We start from the raw sequence: 19468 nt of genomic DNA, 5'->3' as shown, positions 1-19468 counted from the left end.
TATCCCCTCGGCGTTCAGGCTGCCTGCCTCATTCCATAGCATGAATGGGAAACAGTTGCGCCTGCCGATTGCCGGGAGGGGCGGGATTAGCGCCGCGAAGCCAAAGCCGAGCCCTTGCCGCGGGGTTCTTCTTCTCCGGCGGGGCAGTAGTCGCGCAGGATATCATGGGTCCGGCGGATGTCATTGATCACGCCGTCGCGGGCGCGGACAAAGTCGCCGGCCTTCAAGGCCTCGATGATGGGCAAATGCAGATCGGCGGGGTCGATCTCACCGCTGCGCATGCGTGGTTCGACCGAGGCCGAAAGCATGCGCATATAGGGGCCAAAGCGCAGCCACAGCGTCTCGATCAGCTGCAGCAGCACCTCGGAGCCGGATGCGCTGTAGATGGTGAAATGAAACTGCTGGTTCCGCGCCATCAGCTCATAGACATTGCTGTTGCGGCCGATCGAATGCTGCTCTTCGGCGATCCGATCCAACGTCGCGATATCGCTTGTCGTCAGACGCGGCGCGCCGAGCTCGGTTGCTAGGCCCTCGACCGCGATGCGGGCGCGGCAGAGATCGTCGAGGCGTGCGATCGTCACCGCGGGAATGCGCGCCGAGCCGTTCGGCGCCACTTCGAGCGCGTTTTCCGCCGCAAGCCGCCGCAGCGCCTCGCGCACCGGCATGTTGCTGGTGCCGAAGGTTTCGGCGAGCGAGGCGATTGTCAGCGTCTGGCCCGGATCGAAGTTTCCGGCCATCAGGGCATTGCGGAGCTGCTGATACACGCCCTCCTGGATCGTCGTTCGGGAGGATACCGGTTCCAGGGCGATGCGCACGTTGACGTCCTTCTTGCTTATGGGGATTGCTTCCCCGGCTCTATCTTAGAGCGAAGGGTATGCGGAGGGAACCGTTCCGACGCCATGATTCTTGGGGACGATATCTTGTGGCGCGCACAGAGATCAAAGCTCCCCCCCTCCCACGCGCCCTGGCTTGCGAGTTTGCCTGCTTTTGGCTGCTTCAGGCGCGGATGATTTCATTTCGGCAGTCATCAGTCATGCGTCTCCGACTTTGGAGGTTACCAGGAGCTTCGCCAGCCAGTCGACGAAGACGCGGACCTTGTTGCTGAGATGCCGGTTCGGCGGATAGACGATATGCAGCGGCATCGGTGGGCGGTTCCAGTCGGCAAGCACTTTCACAAGCTTTCCTTCCGCCAGCGCGTCGCGGACCATGAAGGTCGGCGCCTGAACGATGCCGAGGCCGCTGATGGTCGCCGAGACATAGCTTCGGCCGTCGTTGACGGAAAGCACGTAGCGCGGGTTGATCTCCAACGCTTCGTTGCCGCGGGTGAATTCGAACGGCATGGTCTTGCCGGTCTGGGCGCGGAAATAGCTGACCGCGTAGTGATCCGTCTCCAGGTCCTCGGGACGCTCGGGCATGCCGAATTTCTCGATGTAGAACGGAGCGGCACAGGTTACGAACGGCACCTCGGCGACGCGTCGCGCGATCAGCGACAGGTCGCTCGGCGTGCCGGCTCGCAGCGCGCAGTCGACGTTTTCGGCCAGATAGTCGACCAGTCGATCGCCGACGCCGAGATCGATGCGGATATCCGGATAACGCTTGTGGAAGTCGCCAAGCGCGGGGATAACGAGGTCGTCGGCGAAGGCGCCGCCCATTTCGACTCGCAAGCGCCCGCTCGGCAAGCTCTGCGAACTGCTGACGCTGCCGTCGAGCTCGTCGATCTCCGACAGGATCTGGACAGCGCGTTCGTAGTAAAGCGCGCCGTCGGTCGTCACCATCACGCGTCGCGTGGTGCGGTTGAGCAGCTTGGTGTGCAGATGCGCCTCAAGCGACTGGATGAGCGTCGTCACCGTCGCCTTGGGCATGGAGAGCGTGGTCGCCGCTCGGGTGAAATTGCCCGTTTCCACCACGCGGGCAAATGCCCGCATCGCTGAAAGCTGGTCCATCTTCTAGGAACCCCTGATCGATCAGAATAGTGCCATTGTTCGGCCGTCTGAATAGTCTGATCGAATATAGGCTACTTATTCTCAAAACGGAATAACCATATGTTGGCTTCAAGTGATGGGAGCACTCGCGGCCGAACTGCCGCTCGATGTGCTCGAAAAAGGAGTGCGCAATGACCGCGCAGTGGAAGGATGTCGTCCTGGACGGCATCGCCGAAGGCCCGGTGACGGTGAGGGTTTGTCACCGTGATGTCGACAAGAAAACCGCACCGTTGGTGCTCTATCTGCATGGTGGCGCCTTTCTCGACAAGGCGGAAGAGCTTGAAATGCCGGTTGCCCGCTGTCTTGCGGATGCCGGCGCGATCGTGGTGACGCCGGACGAGCGTGGGCCGGATCGCAGTGCTTTTCCGAAGGCGCTGGAATCGGCCTTTGCGATCCTCGCTTATCTGAGCCGCAAGCGCACGCTGCTCGGCGCGAAGAAATCGCTGCTTTTCGTCGCCGGCGAGGAAGCGGGCGGCAACCTGGCGGCAGGCGTTGCGCTCAAAGCGCGCGACCAGATGCCGGGCATGCTGGACGGTCAGATTCTGATCTCCCCGCTGCTTGATCCGTTCATGGGGACGAAGTCCTTTCGACGGGCGGAAGAGAGCGGCATGCGGGAACGCTGGGTCGACGGATGGAACCGCTATCTCGGCTTCCTCGGCGGAGTGTGTCACCCCTACGCCGCGCCGCGTTTCTGTTCGCGGCTTGGCGGCGTGGCGCCGGCGATGATCCTGACGGCCCAGGACGACCCGCTGCGCGATGAAAGTACGGGATACGGCGACCGCCTGAAAGAGGCGGGTGTCTCGGTCAATCAGCAAATCCTCCCCGCCGGGATGGGTTGGTCGACGATCTACGGCGGGCATTCCGGCGACAAGCCGCTCTGGCAGGAGAAGGTTGGCCAGATTTTTGAGGCTTTCGTCGAGGACATGCGGGCTCGGCCCGAATAATTTGACGCAATGATTTTCACGGCACCGGATCCCAAGACGGTGCCGGACATGGAGAGAAAAGATGAAGTCCAACGACAAGCGCTGGGCCCTGTGGGGTGCCGGCATCGGTGTAGCTGCGTCCTTAGCGGGCGCCGCGTTCTATCTTGAATTGCCGCGCCTGGCGGTCGCCGGTGAGCCTGCGGCCGCCGCGGCAGTCGTAGCCGTACCGGTGACGGTTGCAATCGTCGAGTCGCGCGATGTCAAGACCTGGCAGGAGTTTTCCGGCCGCCTCGAGGCAATCGACCGCGTCGAGGTTCGGCCGCGCGTGGCCGGCGCCATTCAATCGGTGCACTTCCGCGAAGGCGCGCTCGTCAAGCAAGGCGACCTCCTCGTAACCATCGACCCCGCTCCCTATGCGGCGGCAGTCGCGCAGGCGCAGGCGCAGGTCGGAGCGGCGGAAGCCAGACTAGATCTGGCCAAGGTCGAACTCGACCGCGGCCATAGGCTCTCGGACAACCGCACGATTTCCCAGAGCGATCTCGACCAGCGAGCCGGCGCCTTCAGCGAGGCGAACGCCAACCTGAAGGCCGCGCAGGCGGCATTGCAGACGGCGCAGCTGAACCTCGATTACACCGAGGTTCATGCCCCCATCGCCGGGCGTGTCGGCAAGCTGGAGGTGACGGTCGGCAATCTCGTCGCCGCCGGTTCGGCTTCGCCTGCGCTGACGACGCTGGTTTCGGTCAATCCGATCTACGCCGGCTTCAATGCCAGCGAGCAGGTGGTGACCAAGGCTCTCAGCGAAATTGCCTCTGACGATGGCGCCAACCCGCCGGTCGAACAGATCCCGGTGGAGATCGGGACAAGCAATGACGAGGGCACGCCGATCGTCGGGCGCCTCCAGCTCATCGGCAACCAGGTGGACGCTGCAAGCGGCACCATCGGCGTCCGCGCGGTGTTCGACAATCCCGGCGGTCGATTGATCCCAGGGCAATTCGTGCGGGTGCGCATGGGCGAACCGAAGGCGGAAAACCGGCTGACGATCAGCGAGCGCGCGATCGGCACCGACCAGGACAAGAAGTTCGTCTTGGTTGTCGGCGCGGATAACAAGGCCGCCTATCGTCAAATCGTGCTCGGCGGTGCTGCCGACGGCATGCGGATCGTGGAATCCGGCCTCAACGCCGGCGACCGCATCATCGTCAACGGCCTCCAGCGTGTGCGGCCGGGCGCCCTAGTCGATCCGCAGCCGGAACAGAAGGTCGCTGCCGCAAAGTAGCGGTTCATGGCCGGAGACCACGGTTTCCGGCCAACGCTTTTCCCGATCTGTGGAATGCCGCCGGTACTGCCGTGCGGCGCCAAGAACCTTATGTCGCCTGGAAAGGGCTCTGACATGAACTTTTCCCGTTTCTTCATCGACCGCCCGGTCTTCGCCGGGGTTTTGTCGATCCTCATTCTGGTGGCTGGTTTGATCGGTCTCAAGCTGCTGCCGATCTCCGAATATCCGGAGGTCGTGCCGCCGTCGATCGTCGTGCGCGCCATTTATCCCGGCGCCAACCCGAGCGTCATCGCCGAGACCGTGGCGACCCCGCTCGAAGAGCAGATCAACGGCGTCGAGGGCATGCTTTACATGTCCAGCCAGGCGACGTCCGATGGTGTGCTCACCGTGACCGTCACCTTCAAGCTCGGCACCGATCCGGACAAGGCACAGCAGCTGGTGCAGAACCGTGTCAGCCAGGCCGAGCCGCGCCTGCCGGTGGAAGTGCGCACGCTCGGCATCACGACGGTCAAGAGCTCGCCCAATTTCATCATGGTCGTCAACCTGATCTCTACCGACGGCAACTCCGACATCACCTATCTTCGCAACTATGCGACCTTGAACATCAAGGACAGGCTCGCCCGCATCGAGGGCGTCGGACAGGTGCAGGTCTTCGGCGCCGGCGACTATTCCATGCGCGTCTGGATCGATCCGCAGAAGGCGGCCGAGCATAATCTCGCCGCCAGCGATATCAGCAACGCGATCAGCTCGCAGAACGTCCAGGCCGCCGCCGGCATCATCGGCGCGTCGCCAAGCAAGCCCGGCGTCGATCTGCAGCTGAATGTGAACGCTCAAGGCCGTCTGCGCACGCCCGAGGAATTCGGCAACATCATCGTCAAGGCCGGCGCCAATGGCGAGATCACCCGCCTTCGCGACGTCGCCCGCATCGAGCTCGGCGCTGCCGACTATACCTTGCGCTCGCTGCTCGACGGCAAGCCCGCCGTTGCCGTCGCGGTGCTTCAGGCTCCAGGTTCGAACGCCATCGAAATCGCAGACCAGGTCCGCGCGACGATGGACGAGCTGCAGCTCGCCATGCCGGCGGGCGTCAAGTACGACATCGTCTACGACACCACGAAGTTCGTGCGCGCCTCGATCGAGAAGGTCATCGACACGCTGCTCGAAGCCGTGGCGCTCGTCGTCCTCGTCGTCATCCTGTTCCTGCAGACCTGGCGTGCCTCGATCATTCCGCTGATCGCGGTTCCGGTGTCGATCATCGGCACGTTCGCGGTCATGTATGCCTTCGGCTTTTCGATCAATGCGCTCAGTCTCTTCGGGCTGGTGCTGGCGATCGGTATCGTCGTCGACGATGCGATCGTGGTTGTCGAAAACGTCGAACGCAACATCGAGAACGGGCTCAGTCCGCGGGCCGCGACCTACAAGGCCATGAAGGAAGTCTCCGGCCCGATCATCGCGATCGCGTTGGTGCTGGTTGCGGTGTTCGTGCCGCTCGCCTTCATTTCTGGCCTTTCCGGCCAGTTCTATCGGCAGTTCGCGCTGACGATCGCGATCTCAACCGTCATTTCCGCCCTCAACTCGCTGACGCTTTCTCCAGCGCTGGCAGCCCTTCTCCTGAAGGAGCACAACGCGCCGAAGGATTGGCTGACGCGGTTCATGGACGCGATTTTCGGCTGGTTCTTCCGCGGCTTCAACCGCGCCTTCGGCGCCGGTTCGAACTACTACGGCAAGGGCGTCTCCGGGCTGGTATCGCGCAAGAGCGTCGTGATGGTGATCTATCTCGTGCTGGTCGGCGCCACCTACAGCCTGTTCAACGCTGTTCCCGGCGGCTTCGTGCCGTCGCAGGACAAGCAGTATCTGATCGGTTTTGCCCAGCTGCCGGATGCCGCAAGCCTCGACCGCACGGAGGACGTCATCAAGCGCATGACCGACATCGCGCTTGCTCAGCCGGGTGTTGCCCATGCGATCGCCTTCCCGGGTTTGTCGATCAACGGCTTCACCAACTCCTCGAACGCCGGCATCGTCTTCGTGACGCTGAAGGACTTCGACGAGCGCAAGACGCCCGATCTTTCGGGCGGCGCAATCGCGATGCAGCTGAACCAGAAGTTCGGCGCCATCCAGGATGCGTTCATCGCCATGTTCCCGCCGCCGCCGGTCAACGGTCTCGGCACGACGGGCGGCTTCAAGCTGCAGATCGAGGATCGCGCCGGCCTCGGTAACCGGGCGCTTGACGATGCGACCAAGGCGGTGATTGCCAAGGCCTATCAGACGCCCGAACTCGCCGGCATATTCTCGAGCTATCAGATCAACGTGCCGCAGCTCTTTACCGATCTCGACCGCTCCAAGGCCGAGCAGCTCGGAGTTTCCGTCACCGACGTCTTCCAGACGCTGCAGATCTATCTCGGTTCGCTCTACGTGAACGACTTCAACGCGTTCGGACGCACCTACAGCGTCCGTGTGCAGGCCGACGCCAAATTCCGCGCACAGCCGGAAGATATCGGCCAATTGAAGGTACGCTCGGCGTCCGGCCAGATGATCCCGCTTTCCGCGCTCCTGAAGGTGGAGCCGAGCACCGGTCCTGAGCGCACGAACCGCTACAACGGGTTCCTCGCGGCCGATATCAACGGTGGTCCGGCACCCGGCTTCTCGTCAGGCCAGGCGCAGGCGGCAATCGAGAAGATCCTGCACGAGACCCTGCCGCCCGGCATCGACTTCGAGTGGACGGATCTGACCTATCAGCAGATCCTTGCGGGTAATTCGAGCGTCATCGTCTTCCCGTTGGCCCTGCTGCTCGTCTTCCTGGTGCTTGCCGCCCAGTATGAAAGCCTGACGCTGCCGCTTGCGATCATCATGATCGTGCCGATGGGCGTGCTGGCTGCCTTGACCGGTGTCTGGCTGACCGGGGGAGACAACAACATCTTTACCCAGATCGGCCTGGTCGTCCTTGTCGGCCTCTCGGCGAAGAACGCGATCCTGATCGTGGAATTCGCCCGCGAGTTGGAATTCGAGGGTCGCACTCCGGTCCAGGCGGCGGTCGAGGCGAGCCGTCTGCGCCTGCGGCCGATCCTGATGACGTCGATGGCCTTCATCATGGGCGTCGTGCCGCTGGTGACGTCGACCGGCGCGGGTGCCGAAATGCGTGCCGCCATGGGCGTCGCCGTCTTCTCGGGCATGATTGGCGTCACCTTCTTCGGCATCTTCATGACGCCGGTCTTCTACGTGCTGATCCGCCGCCTCTCGGGCAACCGGCCACTGATCCAGCACAAGGAAGCGGAGCATGAAAGCGAGGCGCCGGTCATCCGCCTGGCGGCCGAATAGCCGATAACGAGCCGGGCATTTTGACCCCGTGCCCTGGCGCGGCGGGCGGGACCTTCAGGTTCCGCCCGTTTTTCGTTTGAGATCGGCTCGACAGCGGGATAGCCGGATGCGATGAAGAGCGGGGCGGTGCCAATGGGAGATGCAGATCATGAACGCGTTTCCGGAAGTCTATCTCGTACGGCATGGCGAAACGGCATGGAGTGCGACCGGCAGGCACACCGGCCGGAGCGACATTCCCCTGACGCCGGCGGGTGAAGAGGCGGCGCGCAAGCTCGTCGACAGGCTGGACGGCCTTGCACCGACAGCGGTTTGGTCGAGCCCTTCGTCGCGGGCGCAGAACACGTGCGAGCTTGCCGGCTTCGGCGACGCCCGTGTGGTCAAGCCTGACCTCGCCGAATGGGACTATGGCGCCTATGAGGGATTGACCAGCAAACAGATCCTCGCCGAGCGCCAAGGGTGGCAGCTTTTTCGGGATGGATGTCCCAAGGGAGAGACGGCCGCGGATGTCGCCACGCGGGCCGACCGCGTCATCGCCGAAGCCCGCGGCGCATCCGGAACGGTCCTGATCTTTTCCAGCTCGCATTTCCTTCGCGTGCTTGCCGCCCGTTGGCTCGGATTGCCGCCTCAGCAAGGGGCGCTCTTCGTGCTGGATACGACGAGCATCAGCGTCGTCGGCTATGAGCATGACCTGACGGAGCCCGTCATTAGGCGCTGGAACCAGCGATAGCTGGGAACCAAACGAGGTCCTGCCGCCTTTCTTATCAAAACAGGAGAAGGCGATGAAAGCAAACGACCAGAACGTCAAGCCGGAGCAGCGCCGGCCCAAGGGTGTGCATCCCATTCCCGAGAAGCCGGAGCCTGCGGACGAGGAATCCCGGGCGACGCCCGTCGTACAGCCGGCCGGCGCCAAGGACGAGAGCGAACCTCCTGTCGTCAATCCGGTGACAGGCGCACCCTTCTGATCGGCCGGCCGCGATTTTGATTTTGCAAGATCCCGCCCGCAGTCTATCACAGGCGGCAAGGTTCTGCCGCTCGACGCGGCAAGGCCCGTGCAGGCTGTGAGGAGGGCAGGATGCATATCGCAATCATCGGGGCGGCCGGGATGATCGGCCGAAAGCTGGCGGCACGCCTCGTGGCGGAGAGGGACGTTGCCGGTCAGGCGTTGTCGCGCCTGACCCTATTGGATGTTGTTCATCCCGAGGTTCCGGAGACCTTTGCGGGAACGGTCGACGCTTCCATCGCGGATCTTTCCTCGCCGGGGGTGGCGGCAAGGATCGTTGCCGGCCGGCCCGACATCATCTTTCATCTCGCCGCGATCGTTTCAGGTGAAGCCGAGCTCGATTTCGAGAAGGGCTACCGGATCAACCTCGACGCGGCGAGGGCGCTTTTCGAGGCGATACGCCTGGAAAACGCCAAGGACGGCTATAGGCCGCGCGTCATCTTCACCTCTTCCATCGCCGTCTTCGGCGCACCCTTGCCGCTGCCGATACCGGATGATTTTCACCTGACGCCATTGACCAGCTACGGCACGCAGAAGGCGATTACCGAATTGCTCCTCGCCGACTACAGCCGTCGTGGCTTTATCGACGGCATCGCTATCCGGCTGCCGACCATCTGCATCCGCCCCGGCAAGCCGAACCGCGCCGCGTCGGGCTTCTTCTCGAGCATTCTGCGCGAGCCGCTCGCAGGTATGGAAGCCGTCCTGCCGGTGCCGGATACCGTCCGGCATTGGCACGCTTCGCCGCGCGCAGCGGTCGGCTTCCTCATCCATGCCGCCTCTATCGATCTTGGTTCTCTCGGCGCGGGCCGCAGCCTGACGATGCCTGGCATCTCCGCCACCGTGGGCGAGCAGATCGAAGCGCTGCGCCGGGTTGCAGGGGAAAAGGCGGTAAGCCTGATCCGCCGCGAGCCGGACGAACTCATCATGCGCATCGTTGCGGGCTGGCCGCAGGGCTTCGAGGCTAAAATGGCGCTGGCGCTCGGCTTTACGGCGGAGGCCTCGTTCGACGACATTATTCGCGTCCACATCGAGGACGAAATGGGAGGAAGCTTGTAATGGTGGCGGCAAAGCCAAGGATCGCCTTTCTCGGAACAGGCCTGATGGGTGCGCCGATGGCGCGACGGCTGCTGGCAGCGGGCTTTCCGGTCGTCGTCTGGAATCGCGACCTGGCCAAGGCTTCTGTCCTCGCGTCAGACGGTGCCATCGTCGCCAACACGGCGGCGGAGGCGGCAGGCGGCGCGTCTGTGGTGATCACCATGCTGACGGACGGCAACGTCGTCGGCGAGGTGCTCTTCGGAAGCGGCGGCGTCGCGGATGTCCTCGACAAGGGAGCAACCGTGATCGACATGAGCTCGATTGCCCCGCCGATCGCACGCAGTCACGCAACAAGGCTCGCCGAGCGCGGCATCAGGCATGTCGATGCTCCGGTTTCCGGCGGCGTCGTTGGCGCCTCGGCCGGAACGCTCGCGATCATGGCTGGCGGCGAGGCGGCGACCATCGAAGCGCTGGCGGACGTATTCGCACCGCTTGGCCGCGTCACCCATGTCGGCCCGAGCGGCACCGGCCAGCTGGCCAAGCTCGGCAACCAGCAGATCGTTGCCATCACTATAGGCGCGATCGCCGAAGCCATGATGCTGATCGAGGCGGGCGGCGGATCGCGCGAGGCCTTCCGCAACGCCATTCGCGGCGGCTTCTGCGAAAGCCGCATTCTTGAACTGCATGGCCAGCGCATGGTTGCGCGGGAGTTTCAGCCGGGCGGCACGTCCCGCAACCAGTTGAAGGATCTCGACGCCGTCATGGCGGCGGCCGGGGCTCTCTCCCTCGCTTTGCCGCTCACCGAGGCGGTTCACGCCGAGTTTGCCGACTTCGTGGCCCAAGGCGGCGGCGAAAAGGATCACAGCGCCCTCATTCTCTACCTCGAGGACAAAAACAGGCGCGCGTAAACTCCTTGATTGCGGCCGGATGCCTGTTAGATTTGAGGGGAGTATGTTGTTGCTACGCGTGCGTTCATAAGGGGCGCTTAAACAAGCAGCCGCTATGATCGTCGTCAAAGCTCGCCATTCCCGCATCTGTGATTGGAGCTGTCCGCGGTGGCAAGAAGAACGTCGCGTCGGTCCGAACAGGAATTCCAGGATCTCCTGAGGAGGCTGGAATTGGCTTTGCACGCATCGCAAATCGGCGTGTGGGAGCACAACCTCGCCACCGAAGAGATCGTCTGGGATCTGCAGATGCACCGCATTTACGCCACAGGCGAGACGAGGCGGCGGATCTCTGCCGCCATGTGGCGCGATGCGATCCATCCCGACGACAGGGACCGGGCCGTCGACGAGTTTCGTGACGCGGCCGCGACAAAGGACCTCTATGACTCGGCATTTCGTATCGTGCTGGCGAACGGGGAGGTTCGCCACCTGCGGTCGCGCGGGCACTTCTACGAGGGGCGGGCCGGAGCGCCTTCCTATATCGGCGCTGAATGGGACGTCACGTCGGACGTTCTGCTCAATCGCGCCCTGGAGGATCAGAAGGCGATTGCCGAGGCCCGCGCCTTCATGCTGGAGCGCAGCAGGATCCACATCGAGCACGCCGCCGATCACGACTATCTGACGGGCTTGCCCAACCGCCGGTATTTCGACCGGCGCTTCATGGAGATGCTTGCCGACGAGACGATCGACAATATCGCGATCCTGCATTTCGATCTCGACGGCTTCAAGCAGATCAACGACAAGTCCGGCCACGCCGCCGGCGACACTTTTCTGAAGCGCGCCGCGGAGAGAATTTCGAGCGCGGTTACAGAACGCGACATCGTCGCGCGCATCGGCGGCGACGAGTTCGTGGCGGTTCTGACCAATGTTGCGGACGCGGACGCGCTGTTGAATTTTGCGGAGGAGATGAACGGGATCTTGCGGCGCGCGGTGCGGGTCGGACAGGAGACGATGCGCAGCGGGGCTTCCGTCGGCGTGGCATGGAGCAGCCGGGAGGCTGCGACAAACCTGCTCGCCGATTCCGATCTTGCGCTCTTTCAAGCAAAGAAGCTCGGGCGAAACCGCGTCGAGCTTTTCACCTCGGAGCTTCAGGCGGACCTGCATCAGGCACGGCAACTCGCCGAGGACCTGCAGATTGCACTCGAGCGCGGCCAGATCGAACCCTTCTACCAGGTTCAGGTGGATGCGCGCTCACGACGTGTCGTCGGTCTCGAAGCGCTGGCGCGCTGGCATCATCCGGCGCGCGGCATTCTCTCGCCCGGTGCCTTCCTCAAGATCAGCGACGAGAACGGCCGCACCGCGGAGATCGACGACGTCATCCTCAGACACGTCCTCGACGATCGCCTCGAATGGGAAAAGCAGGGCATAGCGCCACCCCGCGTTTCCGTGAACATTTCGGTCAATCGCCTGGCCGACCCGCAGCTCGTCGACAATCTGCTTGCGATGAACATACCGCCGGGAACGCTGGTGTTCGAACTGGTGGAGACCATTTTTCTCGATGATTTCGATGACGGAATGCTGGCGAACATCGAGACGATCAAGGCGATGGGGATCGAGATCGAGATCGACGATTTCGGCTCCGGGCATGCATCCCTGGTCGGCCTCGTCAAGCTGAAGCCGAAACGGCTGAAGATCGATCGTCAGCTCGTGGCCGCGATCACCGTCTCGGAGAAGCAGCGACGACTGCTTGCCTCCATCGTCGAGATTGCCAAGGTCGTCGGAGTAGAGGTCGTGGCAGAGGGCGTTGAATCCGAGGAGCACGCCCTTACGCTCGCCCGCATGGGTTGCGATATTTTGCAAGGCTATGCAATCGGCCGGCCGGTTTCACGGGCGGAAATAACCGAGCTTCTGGCCGCTCGACAAGAGGCCGACAGCGAGCTTGCTGTCGTCACATAATATTGAGCAGCCGTATCAGGCCGTAGCTGATTGCGCCAAGCATCGCGACCGAGAGCGTGGCGACCATGATTACCCTGCCGCCGGCATGCGCGATCGACCGGACATCGACGGATAGACCGAGCGCCGCCATCGCGATGACGGTGAGAATGGTCGAGACATGGGCGATCGGCAACAACGCGGCCTGGGGGATGAAATCAAGCGAACGAAGCGCCATCATGCCGAGGAATCCAAGGATGAACCACGGCACCATCGCAGGGCGACGGATCCCCGGCTGCAGCTTTTCGCCGTTCCTCATGAGAATGCCCAGCATGAACGTGATCGGGCCGAGCATCAGCACCCGCACCAGCTTGACCAACGTCCCCGTTTGGACACCGAGCAAACCCACCGGCGCCGTCGCCGCCAGCACCTGCGGCACGGCATAGACGGTCATGCCGGCCAATATGCCGTATTGCGACACCGATAGACCGCCATGGAAATAAAGCATCGGCAGCAGGAACACCGCCAGCACCCCGAGCACGGCCGTGAAGGCAAGCGACGCGGCAATATCCTCCGGGCCAGCGCGCAAAACAGGGGCGACGGCGACGATCGCGGAATTGCCGCAGATCGAGTTGCCGCAGGCGATCAAGGCGGCAAGCTTCGGAGCGAGCCCGAACAGCCGGCCGATCAGATAGCTCACGGCGACGGATATGAGCACGACGACGGCGATACCGCCGACAAGCGCCAAGCCCGCGCCCCGGATCGCCGAAAGGCTGATCGACGCGCCGAGCAGGACGATGGCGATTTCCAGCGGCCGCTTGGCGGCGAAGTCGATGCCGATACGCGTGCCGACGCCAAGCGGCCAAACCGTTCTGACGGCGATGCCGATCGCGATGGCGAGCAGCAAGCCCTCAATCCATCGCCCGCCGAGAAGTCCGATCTCGGCGTACTCGGCCACTGAGGCGAGCGTTGCAACGCCGACGCTCAGAGCGAGCCCGGGATAGACGGATCGAGGCGAAAGTGAAGGTGACATGGTGTGTGGTCTATTTCTGCAGGATGCGGCTTTTGCGCAAATATCCCACTGTCGATCGTGTACATCCATAGAATATCATTCTATGTTTTGTTCGATAAAATAGAATGATCGTCCATGACCTTCGAGCAGCTCGCCATATTCGTCGCAGTCGCCGAGCGTGAGCATTTGACCCGCGCGGCAGAAGCCATCAACCTGACGCCATCGGCAGTGAGCGCCGCCATCAAGAACCTTGAAGCCTTCTATGGCGTGGAGCTTTTCCATCGGGTGGGCCGGCATATCGAGCTTACGGAAGTCGGCCGCGGTTTCCTTGGCGAGGCGAAGGCGACGCTTGCCCGCGTTCGCTCGGCAGAGCTGATGTTGTCGGAGTTCGGCGGCTTGCAGCGCGGATCCCTGCGCGTTTCAGCGAGCCAAACGATCGCCAGCTACTGGCTGCCACCGATCCTTATGCGCTTCCATGCCGATCATCCCGGCATTGAGCTCGAACTGACGATCGGCAACACGCGAACCGTCTCCCAAGCCGTGCTCGAGGGCAGTGCCGAACTGGGCTTCGTCGAAGGAGCGATCGACGCGCCCGCGCTGTCGGCAAGGGCGATAGCGCGGGATGCGCTGGTGATCGTCGTCTCGCCGGCTCACCCCTGGGCCGATGGACGCAAGCTCGACGTCGACGACATCGTCAGCGGCGGCCCGTGGGTGATGCGGGAAGAAGGCTCCGGCACGCGCTCGGAATTCGAGGCGGCGATCAGCAGGCTTTCCCGGTCGCCGCGAGATCTCAACGTGGCGCTGGTGTTGCCATCGAACGAGGCGGTGCTTTCTGCCATCCGCGCCGGCTCGTGTGCGGCGGCCATATCGAGCGCTGCGGCCGGGCTATATCTGCAGGAGGGACTGCTCGTTCGCGCCGCTTTCGATCTGCCCGGACGCGATTTCCGGCTGCTGCGACACAAGGAGCGTCATGCCAGCAAGGCCGCAGCCGCCCTCGAGGCGCTTTGCAAGGATTTCAGCTCGCCGGCTTGAAGGGGGTCATTCCGTCCGCCGCTGTCCCGCTATCAGCAGCTCGACCTCGTGGCGATAGAGCATCGCCTCGATATCGCTCGGCGGCCGCTGGTCCGTTACCAGCATGTCGTAGGTGGAGGGGTCATCGATAACGATGGGCGCCGTGCGGCCAAACTTGTTGCTGTCGGCGACGATGATGCGGTTTTCCGCCCGCCGCGCCGCCTCGCGCGAATACTCTGCCTCATCCAGGTCATGTAGCATGAAACCGGCCGTCGCGTTGACGGCGCCGACGGAGAGTATCGCATGGCGCACGTTGAAGCGGCGCAGGAAGTTCAGCGCTTCCGCGCCGAAGGCGCCGCCGTCGTGGCTGCGCAACTCGCCCCCGGCGAAGAACACGCGGTTGCCATTGCGCGTCGCCAACGCGTGCGCCACCGAGACGGCGTTGGTAACGACGAAAAGGTTCTGGTGCTTCTGCAACGCCACGGCGATGAAGGCGGTCGTGGAGCCGATGTCGAGGAACAGAGTGTCGCCGTTCTCGATCAGGTTCGCGACCTGCGCGGCAATCAAACGTTTGGCTTCCGGATTTTCGTTCATGCGAAAGTGCAGCGGCTGCTCGATGATGGAGTCCTTGATGTGGACGCCGCCATGGACCTTCGTCACAAGTCCATTCGCCTCTAACGTGCGGATATTCCGCCGGATCGTTTCTTCGGAAACTGCCAGTCTTTCGGCAAGAAACTGAATGCGGCTTGCGCCGCCGGCAAGGCGAAGCTCTTCGAGAATCTCGCGCTCTCTGTGATTCGCGTGCATTGGCGTCTGCTCGGCACCTGACATTCCACCAACCTCTATCTTCCCGCGCCTATGTTAGATCTATGTCATAGTATAATCGCCGGAAAGTATCTTCTCGTGATTTTGACACGAAATCGCGTCATTCTCCCTGTCTTTTAGGCGTATAAATCAACAAAAAGCCAAAACGGTGTTTTAATCTGTGGCCGCTTCTTGACAGTGCGACTTTTGTGACAAACCTTCACGATCAAGCGGCGGACGAGCTCGGGAGGAGCGATGAGCGTAACACCCGAAGACCGGATAAAGGCTCTGGACATCTGGAATGGGCCAATCGAGATCGTTGCCCTGCCCGGCGGCATCACCAACCGCAACTATCTCGTTTCCCAGCAAAATCGCCGTTTTGTCGTCCGTCTCGGCGCAGACATCGCCATTCACCACATCAGCCGCGCCAACGAGCTTGCGGCGAGCCGCGCGGCTTTCGACGCCGGCATTTCGCCAGCCGTCGTTCACCATGCGCCGGGTGTCCTCGTCCTCGACTATGTCGACGGCAGGCCTCTTTCCGCCGAGGACATCCGCCATCCGGCAACGCTTTCCCGGATCGTGTCGTTGGTTCGCCGCTGCCATCAGGAAGTTCCAAGACATTTTCGCGGACCGGCTGCAATATTCTGGGTTTTTCATGTTGTACGCGACTATGCCGCACTGCTGAAAAACGCCGGCAGCCGCCATACGCCGTTGCTTTCCGCGCTGATGGAAAAGACAGACATCCTAGAGCGCGCCGCCGGTCCCTTCGAGATTTCCTTCGGCCATAACGATCTGCTCGCCAACAACTTCCTCGATGACGGCGAGCGCCTGTGGCTGATCGACTGGGACTATGCCGGCTTCAATACGCCGCTTTTCGATCTCGGCGGTCTTTCGTCGAACAACGAGCTGTCGCTCCCGCAGGAAGGAGCGATGCTTGAGGCCTATTTCGGCGAGGCTCCGAACGCAGACCTCTGGCGGCGCTACAAGGCCATGAAGTCGGCCTCGCTGTTGCGCGAGAGCTTGTGGAGCATGGTATCGGAAATCCATTCCACCATCGATTTTGATTACGCCGTCTACACGACGGAGAACCTGACGCGCTTCACGCGCGCCTATGATGATTTTCGCGATGCCGAGGTCTTGGAATGAAAGAACTACCGACAACCGCCAAGGCAATCGTGATCGGCGGCGGCATCATTGGCTGCTCCACCGCCTACCATCTGGCCAAGTTGGGCTGGACGGATACGGTGCTGCTTGAGCGCAAGAAACTCACCTCTGGCACCACCTTTCATGCGGCCGGCCTTGTGGGACAGCTGCGCAGCAACGCCAACATCACCCAGCTGCTCGGCTATTCGGTCGACCTCTACAAGCGGCTGGAGGCGGAGACCGGTCTTGCCACCGGCTGGAAGATGAATGGCGGCCTGAGGCTTGCTTGCAACGAGGAGCGCTGGACCGAGGTCAAGCGCCAGGCGACGACCGCGCAATCCTTCGGCCTCAACATGCAGCTGCTTACCCCCAGCGAGGCTCAGGATCTCTGGCCGCTGATGGAAGTGGACGACGTGATCGGGGCCGCTTATCTGCCGACCGATGGGCAGGCCAATCCCTCAGACATCACCCAGGCGCTCGCCAAGGGCGCGCGTATGGCGGGGGTCTCTATTTTCGAGGATACGGAGGTTCTCGACATCGAAATCGAGAAGGGAAAAATCCGTGCCGTCGTCACCGATCGCGGCAGGATCGAATGCGAGAGGGTCGTCGTCTGCGCGGGTCAGTGGACACGGAGCCTCGCCGCCCGCGTCGGCGTCAACGTGCCGCTCGTCTCGGTCGAGCATCAGTATCTCATTACCGAATCCTTCGGCGTGCCCTCGAACCTGCCGACGCTGCGCGATCCCGACCGGCTGACCTACTACAAGGAAGAGGTCGGCGGCCTCGTCATGGGCGGCTATGAGCCCGATCCGATCGCATGGGCGACCGGCGGAATTCCGGAAGACTTCCACTACACGCTGCTCAACAGCAATTTCGACCATTTCGCACAGATCATGGAGCAGGCGCTCGCGCGTGTGCCCGCCCTCGAAACCGCCGGCGTCAAGCAGTTGCTCAACGGGCCGGAGAGCTTCACGCCTGACGGCAACTTCATCCTGGGCGAGGCGCCGGAGCTGAAGAACTTCTTCGTCGGCGCCGGGTTCAACGCGTTCGGGATCGCATCGGCCGGCGGCGCCGGCATGGCGCTTGCCGAATGGGTAGCGAAGGGCGAGCCGCCCTACGATCTCTGGCCCGCCGATATCCGCCGCTTCGGACGCCCGCATTTCGACACCGACTGGGTGCGCACGCGAACACTCGAAGCCTATGGCAAGCATTACACCATGGCTTGGCCGCATGAGGAGCATTCGAGCGGTCGTCCCTGCCGCAAGTCGCCGCTCTATGACCGGCTGAAGGCGCAAGGGGCCTGCTTCGGCGAAAAACTCGGCTGGGAGCGGCCGAACTGGTTTGCCGATCTTTTCGCGGGCGAGGAACCGAAGGATATTTACAGCTACGGCCGGCAGAACTGGTTCGAGGCCGTGGGCCGAGAGCATAGGGCCGTGCGCGAGGCGGCCGTCATCTTCGATCAGACCTCCTTTGCCAAGTTCGTGGTCAAGGGGCGCGACGCGGAGGCGGCGCTGAGCTGGATTGCCGCCAACGACGTGACCAAGCCGGTCGGTTCGCTGACCTACACCCAGATGCTCAACGATCGCGGCGGCATCGAATGCGACGTGACGGTCGCGCGCATGGCCGAGAACGAGTTCTACATCGTGACCGGCACCGGCTTTGCGACCCACGACTTCGACTGGATCGCCAAGAACATTCCGGCCGGTATGCATGCGGAAGTGGTGGACGTCACGTCAGCCTATTCCGTCCTGTCGCTGATGGGGCCGAATGCGCGCGCCATCCTGGAGAAGGTGACGAGCGCTGAGGTATCGAATGCCGCTTTCCCGTTCGGCCGGGTCAGGACGATCGGAATAGCCGGTTGTCCTGTGAGAGCGTTGCGGATCACCTATGTCGGCGAACTCGGCTACGAGTTGCATGTGCCTGTCGAATATGCGGCGACCGTCTACGACGCGTTGATGGAGGCCGGTCGCCACCAGGGGCTCGTCAATGCCGGCTATCGGGCGATCGAAAGCTGCCGGCTGGAAAAGGGCTATCGTGCCTGGGGATCCGACATCGGCCCGGACCATACGCCGGTGGAGGCGGGGCTCGCCTGGGCGGTGAAGACCGGCAAGACTATCACCTTCCGCGGCCGCGAGGCCATCGAGCGCCAGCTCGCATCCGGCGTCAAGAAGATGCTCGCCTCATTTGTCCCCGACGATCCCGAAACCGTCCTGCTGGGCCGCGAAACCATTTACCGCAACGGCGAGCGGGTCGGCTGGCTGTCGAGCGGCGGCTTCGGCTATACGCTCGGCAAGCCGATCGGCTACGGCTATGTCCGCAACGCTTGCGGCGTGACCGAGGATTTTGTTCTTTCGGGAAGCTACGAACTCGATGTCGCAAGGCGCCGCGTGCCTTGCACGGTGTCGATGCGGCCGCTTTATGATCCGAAAATGCTTAGGGTGAAGGCGTAACGGCCGCGCTAGGATCGTAGCAGTTCGCTTTTGCCAGCATCTAGCGGCAAGAGAGCAGTATTCTCGACAGATAGGTCGATGCTGGCCGCGCTGTGTCGCCCGGCCCCCCATCCTGGGGTTCGCCAGGTGTCAGGGTTTGCGGTTTGGTCCTTGGCCAAAAGGACTGACGTAAGACCTTGTATTCGCGGACAGCCATTGCCGCAAAGATGGCCAAGATCGCGCAAAGGATTAGTCTGCCGGCGGTGTCTGCGACAATGAGACGCGGCGCAAATACCAGTAAGCTGATGACATATACAGGAAGCGGGAAAACGGCTCGTATGATCGTGGCGGCTGACGGCTGTCCCTTTGATGGCTGACAGTCGATAGGTGGTTTGTCGTTCGACGTGTGCCCCCATATTTGCGGATCTCGGCCATATCTCCACACGCCTAGCCAAATGAACACCAAGAGTGCTAGTGCGACAACGGCGACTAAAGGCGAGCCGACGGGAAGATTTGCAGATCCCGCCCGCAGCCTCTGCCCAAATTCAGCGGACAGCACGAGGGAGAGGGCGGTGCATAGCCAGGAAAACCCGCGCCAATATTTGGCATCTCCGACGGGGAATTTGAACGCATAGCACAGCAGCGCGATGCAAACGGGAAACGACAGGACCCAAATCAGCGGAGTTAGCGCTCCTGAGAATCCCGTCGTGTATACTTCCGCAACGATGCGC

The 19468-nt window shown here is 62.6% G+C and carries 15 protein-coding genes; 11 read left to right on the top strand and 4 right to left on the bottom strand.

Translation table 11 applies throughout. The annotated features are described in order from the left end of the window. Nucleotides 1–86: 86 nt before the first annotated feature. On the bottom strand, nucleotides 87–815 hold the full coding sequence (locus tag AB4048_RS02920) for a GntR family transcriptional regulator (protein ID WP_442200409.1): 729 nt from the start codon (nucleotides 813–815) through the stop codon (nucleotides 87–89). Nucleotides 816–1031: 216 nt separating this feature from the next. Continuing rightward, nucleotides 1032–1943: a LysR family transcriptional regulator gene (locus tag AB4048_RS02915; RefSeq protein WP_442200408.1), complete on the bottom strand. Its 912-nt coding sequence runs from the start codon at nucleotides 1941–1943 to the stop codon at nucleotides 1032–1034. Nucleotides 1944–2113: 170 nt separating this feature from the next. Here AB4048_RS02915 and AB4048_RS02910 point away from each other — a divergent pair, with 170 nt between their 5' ends. From AB4048_RS02910 to AB4048_RS02875, 8 genes are all read left to right on the top strand, one after another. Then, nucleotides 2114–2926, top strand: coding sequence for an alpha/beta hydrolase fold domain-containing protein (locus tag AB4048_RS02910; protein WP_442200407.1), 813 nt, complete (start codon nucleotides 2114–2116; stop codon nucleotides 2924–2926). Nucleotides 2927–2987: 61 nt separating this feature from the next. Next, nucleotides 2988–4178 (top strand): efflux RND transporter periplasmic adaptor subunit, encoded by a 1191-nt coding sequence (locus tag AB4048_RS02905; protein ID WP_442200406.1) that lies wholly within the window; start codon nucleotides 2988–2990, stop codon nucleotides 4176–4178. A gap of 114 nt (nucleotides 4179–4292) precedes the next feature. Beyond that, nucleotides 4293–7490: an efflux RND transporter permease subunit gene (locus AB4048_RS02900; protein WP_442200405.1), complete on the top strand. Its 3198-nt coding sequence runs from the start codon at nucleotides 4293–4295 to the stop codon at nucleotides 7488–7490. A gap of 145 nt (nucleotides 7491–7635) precedes the next feature. After that, nucleotides 7636–8217 carry a histidine phosphatase family protein gene (locus AB4048_RS02895; RefSeq protein WP_442200481.1) on the top strand — a complete coding sequence of 194 codons (582 nt, stop codon included), beginning with the start codon at nucleotides 7636–7638 and terminating at the stop codon, nucleotides 8215–8217. A 52-nt stretch (nucleotides 8218–8269) separates the two neighbouring features. After that, nucleotides 8270–8452 carry a hypothetical protein gene (locus tag AB4048_RS02890; RefSeq protein WP_442200404.1) on the top strand — a complete coding sequence of 61 codons (183 nt, stop codon included), beginning with the start codon at nucleotides 8270–8272 and terminating at the stop codon, nucleotides 8450–8452. Between the two features lie 110 nt (nucleotides 8453–8562). Continuing rightward, complete coding sequence (gene denD / locus AB4048_RS02885; protein WP_442200403.1) at nucleotides 8563–9546, top strand: D-erythronate dehydrogenase; 984 nt, start codon at nucleotides 8563–8565, stop codon at nucleotides 9544–9546. After that, nucleotides 9546–10433, top strand: a complete 888-nt coding sequence (locus tag AB4048_RS02880) for an NAD(P)-dependent oxidoreductase (protein WP_442200402.1) — start codon at nucleotides 9546–9548, stop codon at nucleotides 10431–10433. Before denD ends, AB4048_RS02880 begins: the two co-directional genes overlap by 1 nt. A gap of 147 nt (nucleotides 10434–10580) precedes the next feature. Next, nucleotides 10581–12365: a putative bifunctional diguanylate cyclase/phosphodiesterase gene (locus AB4048_RS02875; protein ID WP_442200401.1), complete on the top strand. Its 1785-nt coding sequence runs from the start codon at nucleotides 10581–10583 to the stop codon at nucleotides 12363–12365. Here AB4048_RS02875 and AB4048_RS02870 read toward each other — a convergent pair. Next, a complete protein-coding gene (locus AB4048_RS02870) occupies nucleotides 12358–13374 on the bottom strand; it encodes a YeiH family protein (RefSeq protein ID WP_442200400.1) in 1017 nt (338 codons plus the stop codon). The two genes, AB4048_RS02875 and AB4048_RS02870, sit on opposite strands and share 8 nt — an antisense overlap. A gap of 114 nt (nucleotides 13375–13488) precedes the next feature. Between AB4048_RS02870 and AB4048_RS02865 the strand changes: the two genes are divergently transcribed. Beyond that, complete coding sequence (locus tag AB4048_RS02865) at nucleotides 13489–14385, top strand: LysR substrate-binding domain-containing protein (protein ID WP_442200399.1); 897 nt, start codon at nucleotides 13489–13491, stop codon at nucleotides 14383–14385. Between the two features lie 6 nt (nucleotides 14386–14391). Here AB4048_RS02865 and AB4048_RS02860 read toward each other — a convergent pair whose 3' ends face one another. Then, entirely contained in the window at nucleotides 14392–15171 is a 780-nt protein-coding gene (locus AB4048_RS02860; RefSeq protein ID WP_442200398.1) for a DeoR/GlpR family DNA-binding transcription regulator, read from the bottom strand. Nucleotides 15172–15423: 252 nt separating this feature from the next. Between AB4048_RS02860 and AB4048_RS02855 the strand changes: the two genes are divergently transcribed. Next, a complete protein-coding gene (locus AB4048_RS02855; protein ID WP_442200397.1) occupies nucleotides 15424–16314 on the top strand; it encodes a phosphotransferase in 891 nt (296 codons plus the stop codon). Continuing rightward, nucleotides 16311–18758 carry a GcvT family protein gene (locus AB4048_RS02850; protein WP_442200396.1) on the top strand — a complete coding sequence of 816 codons (2448 nt, stop codon included), beginning with the start codon at nucleotides 16311–16313 and terminating at the stop codon, nucleotides 18756–18758. Before AB4048_RS02855 ends, AB4048_RS02850 begins: the two co-directional genes overlap by 4 nt. Nucleotides 18759–19468 lie beyond the last annotated feature (710 nt).

It is taken from the genome of Rhizobium sp. RAF56 (assembly GCF_052113965.1).
Taxonomy (GTDB): Bacteria; Pseudomonadota; Alphaproteobacteria; order Rhizobiales; family Rhizobiaceae; genus Rhizobium.
This window is presented reverse-complemented; position numbering and strand designations above follow the sequence as displayed.

What these genes read in the sequence shown, in the direction of transcription:
- AB4048_RS02915 (WP_442200408.1), bottom strand. Translation starts at nt 1,943, where the DNA reads ATGGACCAGCTTTCAGCGATGCGGGCATTTGCCCGCGTGGTGGAAACG.
- AB4048_RS02910 (WP_442200407.1), top strand. Translation starts at nt 2,114, where the DNA reads ATGACCGCGCAGTGGAAGGATGTCGTCCTGGACGGCATCGCCGAAGGC.
- AB4048_RS02905 (WP_442200406.1), top strand. Translation starts at nt 2,988, where the DNA reads ATGAAGTCCAACGACAAGCGCTGGGCCCTGTGGGGTGCCGGCATCGGT.
- AB4048_RS02900 (WP_442200405.1), top strand. Translation starts at nt 4,293, where the DNA reads ATGAACTTTTCCCGTTTCTTCATCGACCGCCCGGTCTTCGCCGGGGTT.
- AB4048_RS02890 (WP_442200404.1), top strand. Translation starts at nt 8,270, where the DNA reads ATGAAAGCAAACGACCAGAACGTCAAGCCGGAGCAGCGCCGGCCCAAG.
- denD (WP_442200403.1), top strand. Translation starts at nt 8,563, where the DNA reads ATGCATATCGCAATCATCGGGGCGGCCGGGATGATCGGCCGAAAGCTG.
- AB4048_RS02880 (WP_442200402.1), top strand. Translation starts at nt 9,546, where the DNA reads ATGGTGGCGGCAAAGCCAAGGATCGCCTTTCTCGGAACAGGCCTGATG.
- AB4048_RS02870 (WP_442200400.1), bottom strand. Translation starts at nt 13,374, where the DNA reads ATGTCACCTTCACTTTCGCCTCGATCCGTCTATCCCGGGCTCGCTCTG.
- AB4048_RS02865 (WP_442200399.1), top strand. Translation starts at nt 13,489, where the DNA reads ATGACCTTCGAGCAGCTCGCCATATTCGTCGCAGTCGCCGAGCGTGAG.
- AB4048_RS02860 (WP_442200398.1), bottom strand. Translation starts at nt 15,171, where the DNA reads ATGCACGCGAATCACAGAGAGCGCGAGATTCTCGAAGAGCTTCGCCTT.
- AB4048_RS02855 (WP_442200397.1), top strand. Translation starts at nt 15,424, where the DNA reads ATGAGCGTAACACCCGAAGACCGGATAAAGGCTCTGGACATCTGGAAT.
- AB4048_RS02850 (WP_442200396.1), top strand. Translation starts at nt 16,311, where the DNA reads ATGAAAGAACTACCGACAACCGCCAAGGCAATCGTGATCGGCGGCGGC.